Below are 16,258 nucleotides of genomic sequence, written 5' to 3'. Positions count from 1 at the left end.
TTGCGAACGAGATTGGCGTTGACGCCGTGCTCCAGAGCTAGACGCGAAACCGAAACGCCGGGCTCTAAACACGCTGCGACAAGCTGATCTCGGGAGGCAGGGTCATATCGACGGCGGCCGTCGCGACCAACAAGCCGCACCTGCAGTTTAGGAGCATCTTCATCCATGATTTGGTGTCCACCTATTTTGGTGGACACTTCATGCCTCAGAGCGCTGCGTCTCAAAAGGCGCACCGAAATTCGCGCTTACAAGTAACGGAGCCAGTCCAGCCCGAGTCCGAAAGTGCGGAGTACCGAGCTTGCCGTTCTAGCCTCGACGAGATGATATCGTAGCGTTCTGGGATCCTCCGTCGTTGCTGAAGGCATTGGGATGAGAGCAGGTTATCAGCTTGCTGAACTCGGTACAGATGTTCTCCCAGGCTTCGCCTTTGGCCAGCCCGAGGGAGCTACAGCGACGGCAATGCGTCTCCATGATCAACCTTGGAGCAGCGCTTTAACGAACCATTAACCATGCGCAAAGTACTCTCAAGCTGGCCGCCGCATTCTCCTCCCATGCTGTGCGGCTTAGACATTGGCCCGAGCCTCGTAGCTCGGGCCTTTTTTGCGTGCGCCAAGATGCACGACCTGAGTGGATCATGTCGATGGCGCCCCAAACGCACAAGCGAATAGATGTAATAGCCCGGGTTGCTAAAGCGCCAGTTCGGTTCTCAGCATCTCGAGCCGCTCCATGGCGATGACGCCGTCATGGATGCTGGGCGCTGCGGTCGTGGCACCTCCAAGGGCGGGAACGACATCCGACAGCAGCGAATAATAACCCTTCGGATCCTCGTTGGCTGCGGCGGTGAAGTTGGGTTTCCAGGTCAGGCTGTCAATCTCGCCCGTGAGAGTGGCTGCGGGGTCGTCGACCTTGAAGGGCGGGTTGCGGTTCCATTTGATGTCGATCACGTTATCGACTTCGATGCGCTGATGGTCGCCCATGAGCTCGATGCGTTCCACCGGCGCCCCACGCGACTGGATCGTGCCCATGGCAATCGTGCCGATCGCGCCGCATTGGAAATCGAAGTTGATGTGGAAGAGCACCTTGCCCGGCTCCTTCTCTACTTTTCGTGCGGTCAGTTTCGTCACCGGCGAAACCAGGAAGGAGACGAGGTCCATGTAATGGACGCAATGGTGCAGGAAGAAGCCGGTATAATCGACATTGCCGACGAAATAGCCGGGTGCCGTCATGTAATAACCGGTCAGACCGAGCACATCGCCGAAGCGGCCCGAGCGGACGATATTGGCGGCAATCTTGTTGCCGGCCGAATAGCGTTTCATGAAGCCGAGAAGAAGTGGCTTGCCTGATTTTTCCGAGGCAGCCTGCAATTCGCGGGCGCCGGCGGCGCTGCCGGATGGCGGCTTTTCCATGAAGACGGGAAGGCCGCGTTCCAGTGCCGCCTTGCCAAAGGCCAGATGTTGATCCGGACCGACGGCCATGCCGACGGCATCGATGCCAGGCGTCTTGATCAGCTCGTTCGCATCCGTGGTCAGGGTCGAAACGCCGAACTGTCGGCCGGCGGACGCCAGGCGCTTGGCATCGATGTCGCAGAGCGCCACGAGCTCAACATCGTGGCGGACGAACTGCGGGAGAAGCATCTGGGTCGCATGGATGCCGCACCCGATCCAACCAATCTTCAATGTCATCGGCGATATTCCGTCAGTGTGAGATGGGATTTGATGAAGGCCGCACTCGCCGCCAGCCTCTCGCTCTCGTCTTCATGCGGCGGGCGCCACTGGGCGAAAGGCACGCCGAAGCGGTCGTCGTTGCGGCGGAACGGCTCCAGCGAAACCGGACCCTGATAGCCGATCTCGTGCAGGGCGCGGCAAACGTCCACCCAGTCGGTAGCGCCGGTTCCGGGAAAGCCGCGGTGATTTTCGTTGGCCTGGAAATGCACGACGCGCTTGCCGCCTAGCCGGATCGCTTCGGCAATCGAGGCCTCTTCCATGTGCATGTGGAATGTGTCGAGCATCAGCTGAACGGCGGGATGGTCGACGGCGTCGAGGAGCTCCATCGCCTGTTGCGTCGTGCAGAGCACATCGCTTTCGAAACGGTTGAGCGGTTCGACGGCGAGAAGAATGCCGGCCTTCTGCGCATGGTCGCCAGCCTCTTTCAGGCCGTTGACGCAGCGCTCCTTGCGCGCAATACGTTCATCTTCGGCGACAGGCTGCGGCGGCCGGCCGGCAAAGACCAGCGGGTTGCCGGTCAACGGGCCGCCGACGATCTTGGCGCCAAGGACTGCGGCGCAATCGGCTGCATATTTCAGATAGTCTATTCCGGCGCGATAGGCTTCGGCCTCGGCAGACGAGAGATTGCGCTGGAGATTGACGCGGGCGGCAAGGACGACGCCAAGGCCGGCATCGTCGAGCGCCTGTTTCGTCTCGGCTAGGTCAAGTTCTCCCGGCTCCGGCACCAGCAGCTCGACGAAGTCATAGCCAAGGTCGCGCATGCGGCGAAACAGCGGGAAGTGCTCGGCCGTGAAGGGCCTTGCGTATTGCATCGATATCAACCCGACGGGGTTCATGATCATTCCTCTTTCTGTGACATCAGCCCTTCACCGCGCCCTGAGTGAGGCCGCCGATCAGCCGGCGTTGGACGAGAAGGAAAAGTGCAGTGGCAGGCAGAGCCCCGACGACGGCGCCGGCAGCAAGCAGGCCCCATTCAATCTGGTATTCGCCGATGAGCGTCTGGATCGCCACCGTCACGGGACGCACGTTGCGGCCGCCAAGGGTGAGCGCGTAGAGATATTCGTTCCAGGCGGTGATGAAGATATAGATGCCGGTCGAGACGATGCCGGGCATGGTGAGCGGCAGCACGACACGCCAGAGCGCTGCCAGCCGCGAGCAGCCATCCATCATCGCCGCCTCGTCCAGACTTTTTGGAATGGCCGAGATGTAGCTCGTCAGCATCCAGACCGCGAAGGGAATGGCGACGGTGGAATTGGCAAGGATCAGCCCGATATGCGTATCGAGGATGCCGGCTTTGCGCATCATGATAAAGAGCGGCAGGATGAGCAGCACGACGGGAAACATGTTGATCAGCAGGAATTGCAGCATCAGCAGCTTGCGGCCGATGAAACGAAACCGCGAGAAGGCGTAGGCTGCAGTCACCGAGACGATAAGGCCGATCACGACGGTACCGACAGCGATAATGAGACTGTCGAGCATATTGCCGAGGAAGGATGTCTGGGCAAACAGCCTGGTATAGTTGTCGAAACTCCAGCCGGCCGGCGTTAGCGAGACGCCCGTGGCACTGAGGACTGCCGTCGGCGTGAGCGAGGTCAGGATCATCCAGACGAACGGCGCCATGGCGATGATGAGGATGATGAAGACCGGCAGGTCCGTGGTCAGGATACGGCGCAGCGTGTTTTGCTTTTTCATCTTTCGACCTCCCGCATGGTTCGGGCGAGATAGAAGGCGACGACGACGCCGAGCAGAATGGTGAAGGTGACCGCGATCGTCGTGCCATAGCCGAAATCGACGTTCTGCCGCGCCCGGACGAAGGCGTAGAGCGGCAGCGTATGGGTCGAATAGCCAGGGCCGCCGCCAGTCATGACGAAAATCACGTCCATCGAATTCGCAACCCAGATGACCCGCAGCAACCCGGCCGTTGCCAGCACCGGCGCGATGCCGGGCAGGGTGATATGCAGGAATTGCCGCCACGTGGACGCGCCGTCGATCGACGCCGCCTCATATTGGCTGCGCGGAATGCCTTGCAGGCCGGCAAGGATCATCACTGCGAAGAAGGGAAAACCCTGCCAGGTGAGCGTGGCGATGATCGAATAGAGTGCGTAATGCGGGTCTGCCAGCCAGGGCACGGCGCTGTGAACGATCGAGAAATAGAGCAGGATATCGTTGAGCACGCCCGTCGTCGGATCATAGATCCAGCGCCACATCAGCGCGATGACGACGCTCGGCAGCGCCCAGGGAATGATGATCAGCGCGCGGGCTAGGCCTCGCCAGGGGAATTCGCGCTGGAGAAGCAGGGCGGTCACGAGGCCGAGCAGCATCTGCAGCGGCACGGTTAGCCCGATCCAGATGATCGTGTTCCAGAGGGCTGTCCAGAAGACGGGGTCGTGAAGGAGCTTGACGTAATTGCCGAAGCCGACGAATTTCGTGGCGTTGGGCTTCCAGAGCACCAGGTCGTAGAAGCTGGTGACGACGGCTTGGACCATCGGAAAGAAAACGATGACCAGCGTCACGATCAGAGAGGGCGCAAGCAGCAGATAGGGCTGGATCCGGCCGTTCAGCAGCTTTGGCTTTGCCATGCTGTGGCCTGGACTGAGCGTGCTGACAGACATGGATGACTTCCTGAACTGTAATCGCATTCATGAGGACCGTTCGCGCCGCATTTGGACGCGAACAGATTTGGCGGGGAAACCCACAAGGGATCGCCGGCCTTTACTGCGAAAAAAGCCCTTCCAACTGCTGCATCATCTCAGCCGAGGTGATCTGGCCGGTCAGCGCCTGCTGCATGGCGGTCTGCCATGCCGTATTGACGAATTCCGAGGTCGCGGTGTTTTGCGGCAGCACATGGGCAAAGGGCAGGGACTGCACGGTGGCGTCGACGAAGCGGCGTTCATGCAGCGTCCAATGCGCGGAGCCGCTCTTGGTGACGGTCATCTGGCCGGTCGCCTTGTTGAAGGCGACATTGTTGTCGCCCTCGGCGAGGAAGGAGATCCACTTCCAAGCCGCGTCCTTCACCTGCGAGGCAGAGAAGATCGCGAGCGACTCATCGCCATAGGAGGTCCACTGTCCGCCACCGCATTTCGGGACCGGGACGGCCGAGACCTTGTCGCCGAGAGCCTTCACGAGATCGTTCGACGAGCCGATATGGTGGATCGTCATTGCCGTCTTGCCGGCCTTGAAGGCGGCAATGATTTCCTGGAAGCCGTCATTCGGTGCCGAAGGCGGAATGACCTTGTCCTTCTGGAAGAGATCGACGAGCCACTGGCTGGCGGCAACCGCTTCCGGCTTGGTGAGGCCGCCCGGCTTCAGCTCGGCGCCCTGCGAGAGCACGAAGGCGCCCCACTGGTCCCAGCCACCCTTGCCGCCACGCAGGCCGAAGCCGTAGACGTCAGGCGCCTTGGTCAGCTTGATGGCGGCGTCCCGGAATTCTTCGCAGGTCGTCGGCGGCTTCAGGCCGGCGGCCTGGAACAGGTCAGTGCGGTAATAGAGGTAGAGAACGACGTACTGGATAGGCAGGTAATATTGCTTGCCGTCGGGACCCTTGTTGATATCGAGCAGGTTGTCGAGCAGGTCGGCCTTGCCGGGCCAGGCATTGATGCGGTCGTCGATCGGTTCGAGCGCGCCCATTTCGGCAAGGCGCGGCTGGGCGAAGAGCTTCACCATCGCCGCATCAGGCGCGTTACCGCCTACGATCGAAGTATAGAGATTGTCGTAATAGCTGTTCCACGGCACGTTTTCGGCATCGATGGTGATGCCGGGATTGGCCTTTTCGAACTTCGCAACGAGATCGCCCATCGGATTTTCCGGATTATCGAAGTGATACCAGAAATGCACCGTTTCGGCAGAGGCAGCGCTTGCCACCAAGCTTGATGCAAGCGCGACGCCGAGAGCCAGACTCTTCAGAAACTTCTTCATTCTCTCCTCCTCCTGACGGTCAAACCTGTGCCGTCATCTCCTTTGCCTTTTGACCTGCGGCTGAAAGCGCCTCCCGCGCCGCAGCCAGGTCGATTGTGTTCTGCAGAAATCCATGCGTTACGCCGGGTACGACCGTGACGGTCTCGTTGCGCCCGAGCGATTGCAGACGCTGGTGCAGGATCAGCGTGTCCGAGAGCAAGGGGTCTACGGCGGCGGCCATGAGATGCAGCGGCGGCAGGGCCGCAATCGCTTGATTGGACGCTGCAAGCGGGCAGGCGAGCGGGTCGAGCCCGACATCACGATCGCCGACATACCATTGCCAATAGCGCTGCATCTTGTCGCGCGTCAGGCCAGGTCCGTCGGCGAAATCGCGATAGGAGTCCGTGGTGAAATCGCGCGCGAAGGTGCCGTAAAACAGGAGCGCTCCCGCGAGTGCCGGGCGTCCGACCTTATGTTCATGGAGAATGGCCGCAAGCGCGAGATTGGCGCCGGCGGAATCGCCCCCAATAAGGATCGGACCGGCGCCGACACCGAAAATGGTGGGAGACGACTGCAGTTGGCGCAGAGAGGCAACGACATCCGTCAGAGCAGCGGGGTAAGGATGCTCCGGCGCAAGGCGATAATCCGGAACCAGCACGGCCATGTTCGTCTCGATTGCCAATACCCGCGCGCAACGCTCATGGCTTTCAGGCGAACAGAAAGCGAAGCCCCCGCCATGGACGAAGAAAACGGCGCCTGGGTTCGCCGCATGCGGAATGAACACACGAATTCTCAAGCGCGCGGAACCAAGCGTCGCGTCCGGTTCGATCCAAATATCGTGCGCTGATTGCATCGCTGGCAGATCGAGGTTCCAGCGCCGGTTTGCTCTTTCCGACTGCGCCCGACCCTCTGTCGGCGGCAGGGTCGTCGGATCGGGAAGCGGACCGTCCTCGGCCGCCACACGCGCGAGAAGTACTGCCATTTCAGGCGACAGAAGACCCATGTCGGTTAAGGCGGCACTCATTGTCTGGCATCCGGGAAGACATCGGGGCCAAGATCGACAATGGTCGCGATATGATGGTGGAGGGCGGCAACCGACCTGGCAGCATCGCCGCTCTCGATCGCCTCGATGATCGAATGGTGGCGCTGGGCGGTGGCAACGAGATCGCGTGGCGTCGTGCTGCGCGAGATCTTGAAGCGGTGATTATGTACTAGGCAACGATGGAGAATGGGATCCAGCGCCGGCAGGGCTGCATCCTGGAAAATCCGGCGATGAAAGTCGCGGTCGAAAGAAGCGAGCTCGAGCTCGTCGCCCTGGCGGGCGGCATCCATCATTTCCTCGAAAAGCTGACCCAGGTCGCTTAACAAAGTCCGGCTCGGCGCTTTGATCACGCGCATGATGCCGTTGCACTCGATTTGCTGGCGAACGCGGAACATCTCGATCGCTTCGTCGGCGGTGCAAGCGGAGACCTGGGTGCCGCGATGACCCTGGCGCAGAACCAGGCCTTCTTCCTGCAACTGCAGCAAGGCCTCGCGAACCGTGCCCTGGCTGCAGCCGAAATGTGCCGCAAGGTCGAGCTCAGTCAGTGCCGTTCCGGCGGGCAGCGTTCCGAGCAGAATATCCCGCTTCAGCGCATTGAAGGCGCCGGTGGATTTGGCCGGCTTTGCGGCGGCGTGCCTGCCTGCTTGTCTGGCGGAAAAATAAGTCATCAATCTCGCTCTGCAGAATTCCGTTTGCATGTGCTATCATTATTGATATTGATATCGATAATTAAGGTCAAGTGCCTAAATGACATCAGGGAGGATACGGCGTGACGGCAATTAGTTTGAAGCAGATCAGGAAATCTTACGGCTCGCTGCAGGTCATTCACGACGTCGATATCGATATTGCAAGCGGGGAGTTCCTGGTTCTCGTCGGTCCCTCGGGCTGTGGGAAATCGACCCTTCTGCGCATGATCGCGGGGCTTGAAGATATCAGCGGCGGCACGCTAGATATCGGCGGGCGGGTCATGAACGATCTGCCGCCAGCCGAACGCGACATCGCCATGGTGTTCCAGGATTACGCGCTCTATCCGCATATGAGCGTGCATGAAAACATGGCTTTTGGCCTGAAGATGCGCGGCGCCGATACCGCGGCCATCGAAAAACGCGTCTCCCATGCCGCTGACGTCCTGAAGATCGAACCTTTCCTCGACCGTCGGCCCGCGCAGCTCTCTGGCGGACAGCGTCAGCGCGTCGCCATGGGGCGCGCTATTGTGCGCGAACCAGCTGCCTTTCTATTCGATGAGCCGCTCTCCAATCTCGATGCATCCTTGCGCGTCGAGATGCGGCTGGAGATCGCCAAGCTGCACAAGCGCATGAAGGCGACCACCGTTTACGTCACCCACGACCAGGTCGAGGCCATGACGCTCGCCGACCGTATCGTCGTTATGAACGGCGGCGTGGTCGAACAGATCGGCCCGCCGCTTGATCTCTACCACCGCCCGGCCAGCCTCTTCGTTGCCCGCTTCATCGGCAGCCCGACCATGAACACTATTCGGGCAGAAGTGTTGTTGCGCTCGGGCGCGATTGCGGTTCTCGGCAAGACCATCACTCTCAATCGTTCAGGGCACGCGGCACTACCAGAGGGCGAGATCGTCCTCGGTATCCGGCCTGAAGATTTTACACGTTGTACTGCCGAGGAGGCCTGGTTCAGCGGCGAGCTCGTGGTGGCCGAGCGCCTCGGCAGTCAAACATACGGCTATATTGAAGTCGGGCATAGCCGTATGCTGAGCGTGGAGTTTCCGCGAGACACGACTATCGCCGTCGGCGAGACCATTCATGTCAAAGGCGACATGGCCCATGTCCATCTCTTCTCGCGGGGAACCGGCAGGCGGTTGGATTGAAACACCGACCGGGCGGGGATCGTTTTGGCAGCAATATATGGCTTTGTCGGGCGAGGATGGAGTTGACCTGCCCAAAAACCGCTGGAGCGAACTAAAAATTGGGGGCAAGGTCAGTAAAAGTCTGCGTGGCAGCCAAGATCACCAAGGGTGAGATTGTACATGTCGATGCTTCTCTCATCCGTGCGGATGTTACCTGGTAGAGCCTCGCAGTTCGCATGTGGATGCTGTCTATCCGGGAAACAAGATAAACTGGACTAAACGGCGGTTGCATCAAATTTGATCCTTTCTGTTAGAAACCTGTGAACATTCCGCGGATATTGCTTCCTGAGGTTGAAGTTTTCGGCAGGTGAGGTGTGTTTTGAGAGCTCTCGCGACCGTGCGATTTCGCGCGTCTGAAGAGGGTGCAACTGCCGTTGAGTTCGCGATCATTGCTCCGGTCCTGATCTTCATCACGTTCGCCATCATAGAGACGGGAATCGCGTTTGCCGCCGACATTCTTTTGAAGAACGCGACCTATGACGCTGCAAGGACGGGCAGGACGGGCTTCGTGTCGGAAAAGTCCACTCAGGACGCGACCGTGAAGCAGAAAATCAGGTCGGAAGCTGGCGTGATCATGGATGCCGACAAACTTGTCATCAAGAGCCTTTCCTACAAGGGCTTCGACGTGCTGAAAAAGCCGGAACCCTTTATCGACAAGAATGGCAATGGTGTCCGSGACAACGGCGAGAACTTTACGGACGTCAACGGCAACGGCGTCTACGACAAGGACCAGGGTGCCAGCGGCTATGGAGGCACGGCCCAGGTCGTYATCTACACGGTGACCTATCCCTGGACCTTCCACACACCTCTTCTCAACCGGCTCATCGGCAACAACGGCACCGTTGAACTGACGGCAACAGCGGTGGTTCAGAATGAGCCCTATTGATATCGTCTGCCGTGCGGCCAGAGGGTCGGTTCTCCTCATCCGTCGCCTTGTGSGCGATGACAAGGGCGTTGCCGGAATCGAGATGGCCATCATAATGCCTGTGTTGCTGCTGCTCCTTTGCGGCGGCGGCGAAATTGCCCTTTACGCGCGATCTCATTTCCAGGCCTCGCAGATGGCCTCCACSGTGGCCGACGCGGTTTCCCGCTACGAAACACTGACCGCCTCCGACGTCACRTCGATATTCACCGTYACGTCCGAGATCATGGGAACCGACGACTTCAGCAAGAACGGTTATGTGATCCTGTCCTCGGTATCGCGAACGGGTGGCGCCACTCCTATCGTGGCGTGGCAGTGCAAGGGCGGCGCGCTTCCAAGCACGAGCAAGATCGGCATCGTGAACAAGGCGGCGACGCTGCCYGGYARCCTCACGCTGGACGCTACCGACAACGCCATCGTCGCCGAGGTTTTTTACCGGCAYTCGCCGATGTTTGCGAACTTCATCTCCATCGAACCGCAACTCTATAAGACCGCGGTTTTCCGCCCCCGTCTCGGCAGCCTCACAAGCGCGCCCGGATGCTAGCCGCAAAAGAGATTGATCCCATGGGATTGCGATCCACGWTTACGCGTTTTCGCCGGGACCGAGATGGTGCSGTATTGCCATTCGTCGGCATCGCCAGTCTCGTGCTGATCGGTGCGACGGGCTTCGGCATTGATGCCGCCCGGCTGATGCTCTTGCATTCGACCCTCCAGCGTTCGATCGACGCGGGAGCGCTGTCAACCGTCGCCAAGCTCGACAACGCGACGATCGATGTCCAACTGCGCAAGTTCACCATGGCCAATTTCGGGGACGGACAGACCGGCGCGACGCTCGACAGTCTCACCTGGACGATCTCGAGCGACAACAAGACGCTGACTGTGAAGGCGAGCGCCAGCGCACCGGCATCGCTCATGAAGGTCCTCGGTATCCAGACGATCAGCACCAGCGCGGAGAGCGTCATCGAGCGTTCGACCAGTGGACTTGAACTGGCGCTGGTGCTGGACAATACAGGCTCGATGGCCGGCTCAGGTATCACCAGCCTCAAGAGTGCGGCCAACACACTCGTCGACATTCTCTACGGCGACAAGCCCGTTGCCGAAAACCTCTATGTGGGGATCGTGCCTTTCTCGCAGACGGTCAATGTCGGAAAGGCGCACACGGATTGGCTGAAGGCGGGRTCGCTCGCGGCGCTCGACTGGGGAACGACCTCATGGGGTGGRTGTGTCGAGGCACAGAGCGCGACCGCGGACGATGTCTCCGACGCACTGCCGTCYGCCAAACCGCTTATGCCCTACTACTGGGAAGACAGCGATGGCAACGACTGGATGAGCGTCAACAGCAAGGGCACGAAGACCTATGACGCCACGCTCAATGAAACGAACGGTCCGAACAAGAACTGCCCGGCCGAAGTCACCCGGCTGACACCCGAAAAGGCGAAGGTCGTTTCCGCGATCAGTGCCATGAAGGCGGTCGGCAACACGCACGTCAACTTYGGATCCGTCTGGGGATGGCGGATGCTGTCACCCAARTGGCGCGGTCTTTGGGGTGGCGACATGACGACGTACAAGCTTCCSCTGGATTATTACACTCCGCACATGAGCAAGGCGGCGGTGATCATGACCGACGGTGCGAACACGATGTCAGAGGAGGTCTACAGCGCCTATGGCTGGCTTGCCGACAAAAATCTCGGGACGAGCAATTCCAACGCAGCAGTGACCGAGCTCAACAATCGGCTGAGCAAGGTTTGCACGGCCATGAAGAATGCAGGCGTTATCGTCTACACGATCGCGTTCAACAATCCCGGCACCGGTACGCAGAATCTCCTGCGTGGTTGCGCGAGCCAGAACGCCTTTTACTTYAACTCGCCCACCACCGCAGCATTGCAGTTCGCCTTCAAGCAGATTGGCAACTCACTATCGAATCTGAGGGTCAGCAGGTAAGATGCAGGCCTGCGCGGGCCCGATTTTTCGTGCCTGCAACTCGGCTGCATGTGTCATCCCGCTCTGGGACTCCAGAAGGATATCTTTACGGAATCAGGAGTGCTCTCGACGGACATGGCCGCTTCGCGCCGGTTCCGTTGAAGAACTCGGCATTACCGGTGCTTGAGATGCGTAATTCAATCCTGCGAGTGATTTGCAATGGATTAACCGTATCAACTCTATCAATCGGCGCTCTGTCAGGAAGCTTCCTCCGCTACGAGCGTGCAGATTGCGCATGCGACCGCGAGTGACTTCTCGAACGCCGGCAGCGGCAAAAATTCGTACCGCGAATGAAAATTATGGGCGCCGGTAAAGAAGTTCGGGGTCGGAATGCCGCGCGCCGACAGAACCGCGCCGTCGGTGCCGCCGCGCAGGCGATTCAGAGGAGCGCGGATGACTTGATTGGTGTAGCGGCACCAATGCTGCCGAACGGGATTCTTTCGAAACGGCAGAACACGGATATCGGGAGCCAGTTCTTCTATAACTGGTACGGCGACGAGGCGACAAAGATGTTCGTTTTCCTGGCGCAATTCTCGCTGTCGTTCGTCTTCATAGGAGTCGCCTGTCGCCCTGAGGAGATGGAAGGCGGTGAAGACTATAGGCCGCACTCAGATGATATCATTGGCCGTGCGGAGAGCATGAACGCCAATCAAGTCCCGCTTCCTCGTTAAACTGTTTCAAACGGTGCCCGCCGTGAACAACGCTCTTGACGAGGAGCGCTCTGCAACAGGAAGTATAGGAGATACAATCTACGCTTGGGGGATTCGTGGTCTTCTCGTCTTATCACGGTTGCAGGTCATTTCTGGAAAATACTACCAGCCGATCAAAGGCCAACGGCGCGCTATCGCTCGGTATCGGCGCCATAATACTCACGCTGGCGGCCGGCGGAGCGCGCTCGGAAGGCTCACCACAAGATTGCGCTGCGGTGGCCGATGGCGACAAGCGCCTCGTGTGCTACGACGCGATATTCAAGGAAAAGCCGGCCGAGAGCCCGCCAATACAAAATAGCAAATGGCAGTTGCTGAGCTCGAAATCAGAGATGGATGACAGCGCAACGCAGACGCTCACGCTGACCTCGGACGACAGCTTCGCGGGCAAGTTTGGCGGCATGCAAAAGGCCACAATGATCCTCCGGTGCGACGAGCATGTCACGTCCTTGTATTTCATCATGGGCGACATGTTTTTGGCCGAGATCGAAGGTTACGGCGTGATCACCTATCGAGTGGATGACAAGAAGGCGGCCAAAAAATCGTTCGATGTCTCAACCGACAATCAGGCCTTGGGTCTCTGGTCGGGTGGCTCGGCCATACCCTTTGCCAAGCAGCTCTTCGGCGGCAAGAAGCTGGTCGTCCGCGTGACGCCCTACAATGAGTCTGCCATCACGACGACATTCGACATCACGGATATCGAGAATGCCGCCAAGCCAGTTCGCGAGGAATGCAAATGGTGAAGGCTGGTCTGTTGTTTTGCGGGCTTTTCTTCGGCTCGAGTTTGGCAGCAGTCGCGGCCGAGGGTGCGAGTTGCGGCGTCAATTATTGGCCGGGCACGTTGCCTGAGCACCAAGTTGACTCGATCAGTGCAAGCGCGCTGCAGTCGTTCCTGGATAGTGCGCCGGTAGTGGACGGCATTAAGTTCCAGGTTACCCTGAAGGGAGGCGAACTTTGGCTGGATATCGTAAGCTATCCAGGTGATCTGACAGCGCTCGCTTCGATAAGGACGCTTTTTGTGATTGGGCGCGTCGTGAAGCCAGAATACAGCAAGCTTGTTCTCGCCGACAAAAGCGAAGGTGAGTTCGAGATTTCCTATCGTGACCTTCACACGATCGGCTGTCAATTCGTGTGGGGAGTCCAGGGGCGCGGACAAAACCCGATCGCGCTGAATCGAGATCTCACTGATGCCCTTCGCTACTATCCCACCGGCGTGCGCGTAGCGCCGCCGTTCAACGGATCTTTGCTAGGCGATACGAACATCATGCTGACCACCCTCAATAACCTCGTGTATCCCCGCTGGCTGCTAAAGACGGTGGAAATCAAATAAAGAAACCTGGCCCCTGAGGCCATCTTGAACGTCAGATGCAAGTACACTCGGAGAAAAGGGTTGCCGCAAAATTTTGAGAAACCACCGCTTAGGGAAATGTTGAACGAAAGCGACGTAGAGCAAAAGTTTGCCTATCCGCTTTTAATTGCAGACAATCCGACAGGTTTCGGGATCCGTCCCGGCTACATCATCACCAAAACAAGCGTTCGTCGATTTGAAATCGACAAAGGAAGTCAGAAGAAGCTGTATTATCCTGACTATATTGTAGCGATCGCAGGCCTGCCTATAGCGGTAATAGAGGCCAAGGGTCCGGGCGTGAAGCTCGACGAGGCATATCGCGAGGCGAGGCTGTACGCAGCCGAATTGAACGCGCTCTTTGCTGATATGAATCCCGTTTCAATTGTGTGCGCAACAAATGGCGATGACTTTTGGGTAGGCCCAGCCGATGTCGCCAAACCCACTGTCGAACTTCAATATGAGGATGTGGGACCCTATTCTCGGCTAATGGCCAATGCTCAAGATCTATTGGGCTTTGAGGCGCTGGCCGAACGCGCTTCGCAACTCAGCAAAAAGGCGAGTGTTAATCGATACTACAAGCCTAGGCGGATGATTGGTGGTCTAACGGTGCAGCAAGAAGAAGTTGGCCAAAATTCCTTTGGAGCAACGCTTGCTGCAGAACTCGGTCACATCTTTAATCCTGTGACGCGCAATGACCGCCTGCGCATTGCACGCGAGGGATATGTATCTTCCCCTAGCAGAGACCGTTACGTGGCTCCGATCGACAAAGTTATTCGAGCCGCTATGCCGAGTTGGCAGGCGAACTCGGTACTAATCAAGGACACTTCAGCTCCCAAGGAATTAATCGCACCGTTTAACAGCCATCGAGAACTAGAGCATAGAGTCATGCTCTTGATCGGCGAGAAAGGTGCAGGAAAAACGACATTCCTTTATCATCTTCAAGCCGTAGCGCTACCAAACGAGATTCGAGAAAAGACGACTTGGGTGCATATCAATGTGAATGACGCTCCAGTAACTAAAGGAGAGATTTACGATTGGGTTCGCAAGGAAGTGATACGTGGAATTCGGATAGCTTATCCATCCATAGACTTCGACGATTTTGATACCATACAAAAGATTTTCTCTGTCGAGGTGAACAAATTCTATAAGGGTATTGGGTCTTTACTCACACATGGCTCGAACGAGCAAAACCATGAACTTTACAAGGTATTGCTCAAGAGCCAGGACGATCTTCACACAGCTGCGACCTGCTATGCGCGGCACTTTGGCGGGGACCGAGGACAGACGATTGTCGTCGTCTTCGATAACGCCGATAAAGGGCCTCGCGAAGAGCAGCTCCTGATGTTTGAGGTAGCTCAGTGGTTGCAGCAAGAATTCCGCGTCCTTGTAGTCTTGCCCATCCGGGAAGAGACATATGACAATTATCGCGACGTGCCGCCGCTCGACACTGCCCTGAAGGATCTGGTTTTCCGAATTGAGCCGCCGGTCTTTCAGCAGGCGTTGATTAAGCGTGTGCAGATCGCGCTCGATGAAATTGCTAACAAGTCGGACAAGAATCGCATCTACGAGCTATCGAACGGCTTTAGGATCAAATATTCTGAATCCGAACGCTCATATTATATGGCGTCTCTGGTTGCTTCGATATTTGAATATGACAGTTATGCGAGGCGATTGATCTTGGGTCTTGCCGGCAACAATCTTCGGCGCGTTTTCGAAATCTTTGTCGAGTTTTGTACCAGCGGCCACATCAGCGAATCCGAGATCTTGCGAATGCGGCAGTCCAAAGGCGAGTACGTTTTACCGCTTGATGTCGTCATGACGGTCCTACTGCGTGCTAATCGCCGGTATTATGACAGCGACGCATCGGTTATAAAAAATATCTGCGATCTCGAGGAGAAGGACGAACGCCCCACATATTTTTCACGCGTTCTGATACTTGCTTACCTCCACTCAAAATTCACAGAACCGGGGCCGAATGGCGTGAAGGGCTATCAAAGCCTTGAGCAGTTACTCGATGCTCTTTCGCCTTACGGACTTCGATTTTCCGTCATCAAACGAGAGATTTTCTATTTGACTAAGGCAAACTGCATTATTGCGGAAAGCCTCAGAGAAGATGATCTGGACGAAGGCGATCTTTTCAAGATCGGGCCAGTTGGATTTGTGCACTTGGAATTGTTGGGGGTTGCTGAGTATTGGGCAGCGATCGCTGAGGATACTATTTTCGTCGACAAGGGCATCGCAAAGCGCATTGCCGATCGCATCATATTGCGAGATACGCAATATAGTCACGGTGTAAGCCTGCAGAACGGGCTCGCTGTATTAAACTATATCGCGGAGTTTCGAGAGCGCGCCGCGGGCGAGAGCGAGTCGATTTTGTCAGCGAGTAAGTTCCGACAACTTGTCGACTTTGACCATGGCATTGAGGCTATCGAGCAAAAAGGAAAGCAAATTCAGTCTGGGTTGTGGTTCCAGGCCCAAGAGCGATATTTGCCGGGCACTGTTGTGGATGGCTCAGTTGTAAATGCGGTCGATGCAATCGGCCTTTTTGTGGAAATCGCTCCTGGACTTACGGGGCTACTGCACAAGAGTCGGTTGGTAGGTGGCCGCGTTGATCCAGTGCTTCACAAGATCGGAAGCGTGATAACCGTGGCAGTTGTAAAGATAGATCCAGAAAACCGCAGGATCAGCCTTAGTTTGGATCCAGGCTCCCAAAGGCGATCAAAAGCGATTAATAAATCTTGACATCAGCGCTGAATAGG

The 16,258-nt window shown here is 57.6% G+C and carries 15 protein-coding genes and 1 pseudogene; 7 read left to right on the top strand and 9 right to left on the bottom strand.

Annotated features, from left to right (window positions below; all coding sequences use genetic code 11):
• From AC1DTN_RS35020 to AC1DTN_RS34985, 8 genes are all read right to left on the bottom strand, one after another.
• Positions 1 to 167: transposase (locus AC1DTN_RS35020; RefSeq protein WP_477924700.1), on the bottom strand; the 167-nt coding region annotated here is incomplete at its 3' end.
• A gap of 519 nt (positions 168 to 686) precedes the next feature.
• The gene (locus tag AC1DTN_RS35015) at positions 687 to 1,682 is read right to left on the bottom strand and encodes a Gfo/Idh/MocA family protein (RefSeq protein ID WP_477924697.1); all 996 of its coding nucleotides are present in this window, start codon (positions 1,680 to 1,682) and stop codon (positions 687 to 689) included.
• Complete coding sequence (locus AC1DTN_RS35010; RefSeq protein ID WP_477924698.1) at positions 1,679 to 2,560, bottom strand: sugar phosphate isomerase/epimerase family protein; 882 nt, start codon at positions 2,558 to 2,560, stop codon at positions 1,679 to 1,681. Before AC1DTN_RS35010 ends, AC1DTN_RS35015 begins: the two co-directional genes overlap by 4 nt.
• Positions 2,561 to 2,582: 22 nt before the next feature.
• A complete protein-coding gene (locus AC1DTN_RS35005) occupies positions 2,583 to 3,416 on the bottom strand; it encodes a carbohydrate ABC transporter permease (protein ID WP_477924696.1) in 834 nt (277 codons plus the stop codon).
• Entirely contained in the window at positions 3,413 to 4,336 is a 924-nt protein-coding gene (locus AC1DTN_RS35000; protein ID WP_477924694.1) for a carbohydrate ABC transporter permease, read from the bottom strand. Before AC1DTN_RS35000 ends, AC1DTN_RS35005 begins: the two co-directional genes overlap by 4 nt.
• A gap of 100 nt (positions 4,337 to 4,436) precedes the next feature.
• Positions 4,437 to 5,639: an ABC transporter substrate-binding protein gene (locus AC1DTN_RS34995; RefSeq protein WP_477924693.1), complete on the bottom strand. Its 1,203-nt coding sequence runs from the start codon at positions 5,637 to 5,639 to the stop codon at positions 4,437 to 4,439.
• A gap of 19 nt (positions 5,640 to 5,658) precedes the next feature.
• A complete protein-coding gene (locus AC1DTN_RS34990; RefSeq protein WP_477924692.1) occupies positions 5,659 to 6,642 on the bottom strand; it encodes an alpha/beta hydrolase in 984 nt (327 codons plus the stop codon).
• Positions 6,639 to 7,328: a GntR family transcriptional regulator gene (locus AC1DTN_RS34985; RefSeq protein ID WP_477924690.1), complete on the bottom strand. Its 690-nt coding sequence runs from the start codon at positions 7,326 to 7,328 to the stop codon at positions 6,639 to 6,641. The genes AC1DTN_RS34990 and AC1DTN_RS34985 overlap by 4 nt, the downstream gene beginning before the upstream one ends.
• A gap of 101 nt (positions 7,329 to 7,429) precedes the next feature.
• Between AC1DTN_RS34985 and AC1DTN_RS34980 the strand changes: the two genes are divergently transcribed.
• From AC1DTN_RS34980 to AC1DTN_RS34965, 4 genes are all read left to right on the top strand, one after another.
• Positions 7,430 to 8,503 carry an ABC transporter ATP-binding protein gene (locus AC1DTN_RS34980; RefSeq protein WP_477924688.1) on the top strand — a complete coding sequence of 358 codons (1,074 nt, stop codon included), beginning with the start codon at positions 7,430 to 7,432 and terminating at the stop codon, positions 8,501 to 8,503.
• Between the two features lie 358 nt (positions 8,504 to 8,861).
• The gene (locus AC1DTN_RS34975) at positions 8,862 to 9,428 is read left to right on the top strand and encodes a TadE/TadG family type IV pilus assembly protein (protein WP_477924687.1); all 567 of its coding nucleotides are present in this window, start codon (positions 8,862 to 8,864) and stop codon (positions 9,426 to 9,428) included.
• Positions 9,415 to 10,008, top strand: a complete 594-nt coding sequence (locus tag AC1DTN_RS34970; protein ID WP_477924685.1) for a TadE/TadG family type IV pilus assembly protein — start codon at positions 9,415 to 9,417, stop codon at positions 10,006 to 10,008. The genes AC1DTN_RS34975 and AC1DTN_RS34970 overlap by 14 nt, the downstream gene beginning before the upstream one ends.
• 74 nt (positions 10,009 to 10,082) lie before the next feature.
• The gene (locus tag AC1DTN_RS34965) at positions 10,083 to 11,405 is read left to right on the top strand and encodes a pilus assembly protein TadG-related protein (RefSeq protein ID WP_477924684.1); all 1,323 of its coding nucleotides are present in this window, start codon (positions 10,083 to 10,085) and stop codon (positions 11,403 to 11,405) included.
• A gap of 236 nt (positions 11,406 to 11,641) precedes the next feature.
• Here the strand turns inward: AC1DTN_RS34965 and AC1DTN_RS34960 are convergent.
• Positions 11,642 to 11,818, bottom strand: a pseudogene (locus AC1DTN_RS34960) (peptidase T); the annotation flags it as partial.
• Positions 11,819 to 12,210: 392 nt separating this feature from the next.
• Here AC1DTN_RS34960 and AC1DTN_RS34955 point away from each other — a divergent pair.
• Genes AC1DTN_RS34955 through AC1DTN_RS34945 form a run of 3 tightly spaced genes read left to right on the top strand, consistent with a single transcriptional unit; the run spans position 12,211 to position 16,241 of the window.
• On the top strand, positions 12,211 to 12,894 hold the full coding sequence (locus AC1DTN_RS34955) for a type VI secretion system-associated protein TagO (protein WP_477924683.1): 684 nt from the start codon (positions 12,211 to 12,213) through the stop codon (positions 12,892 to 12,894).
• Positions 12,888 to 13,481, top strand: a complete 594-nt coding sequence (locus AC1DTN_RS34950) for a hypothetical protein (RefSeq protein WP_477924681.1) — start codon at positions 12,888 to 12,890, stop codon at positions 13,479 to 13,481. The genes AC1DTN_RS34955 and AC1DTN_RS34950 overlap by 7 nt, the downstream gene beginning before the upstream one ends.
• A gap of 60 nt (positions 13,482 to 13,541) precedes the next feature.
• Complete coding sequence (locus AC1DTN_RS34945; RefSeq protein WP_477924680.1) at positions 13,542 to 16,241, top strand: type I restriction enzyme HsdR N-terminal domain-containing protein; 2,700 nt, start codon at positions 13,542 to 13,544, stop codon at positions 16,239 to 16,241.
• Positions 16,242 to 16,258: the final 17 nt, after the last annotated feature.

The organism is Rhizobium sp. 01T444 (assembly GCF_056398305.1).
The sequence above is the reverse complement of the archived record's forward strand: the minus strand, read 5'-3'. Positions and strand labels throughout refer to the sequence as shown.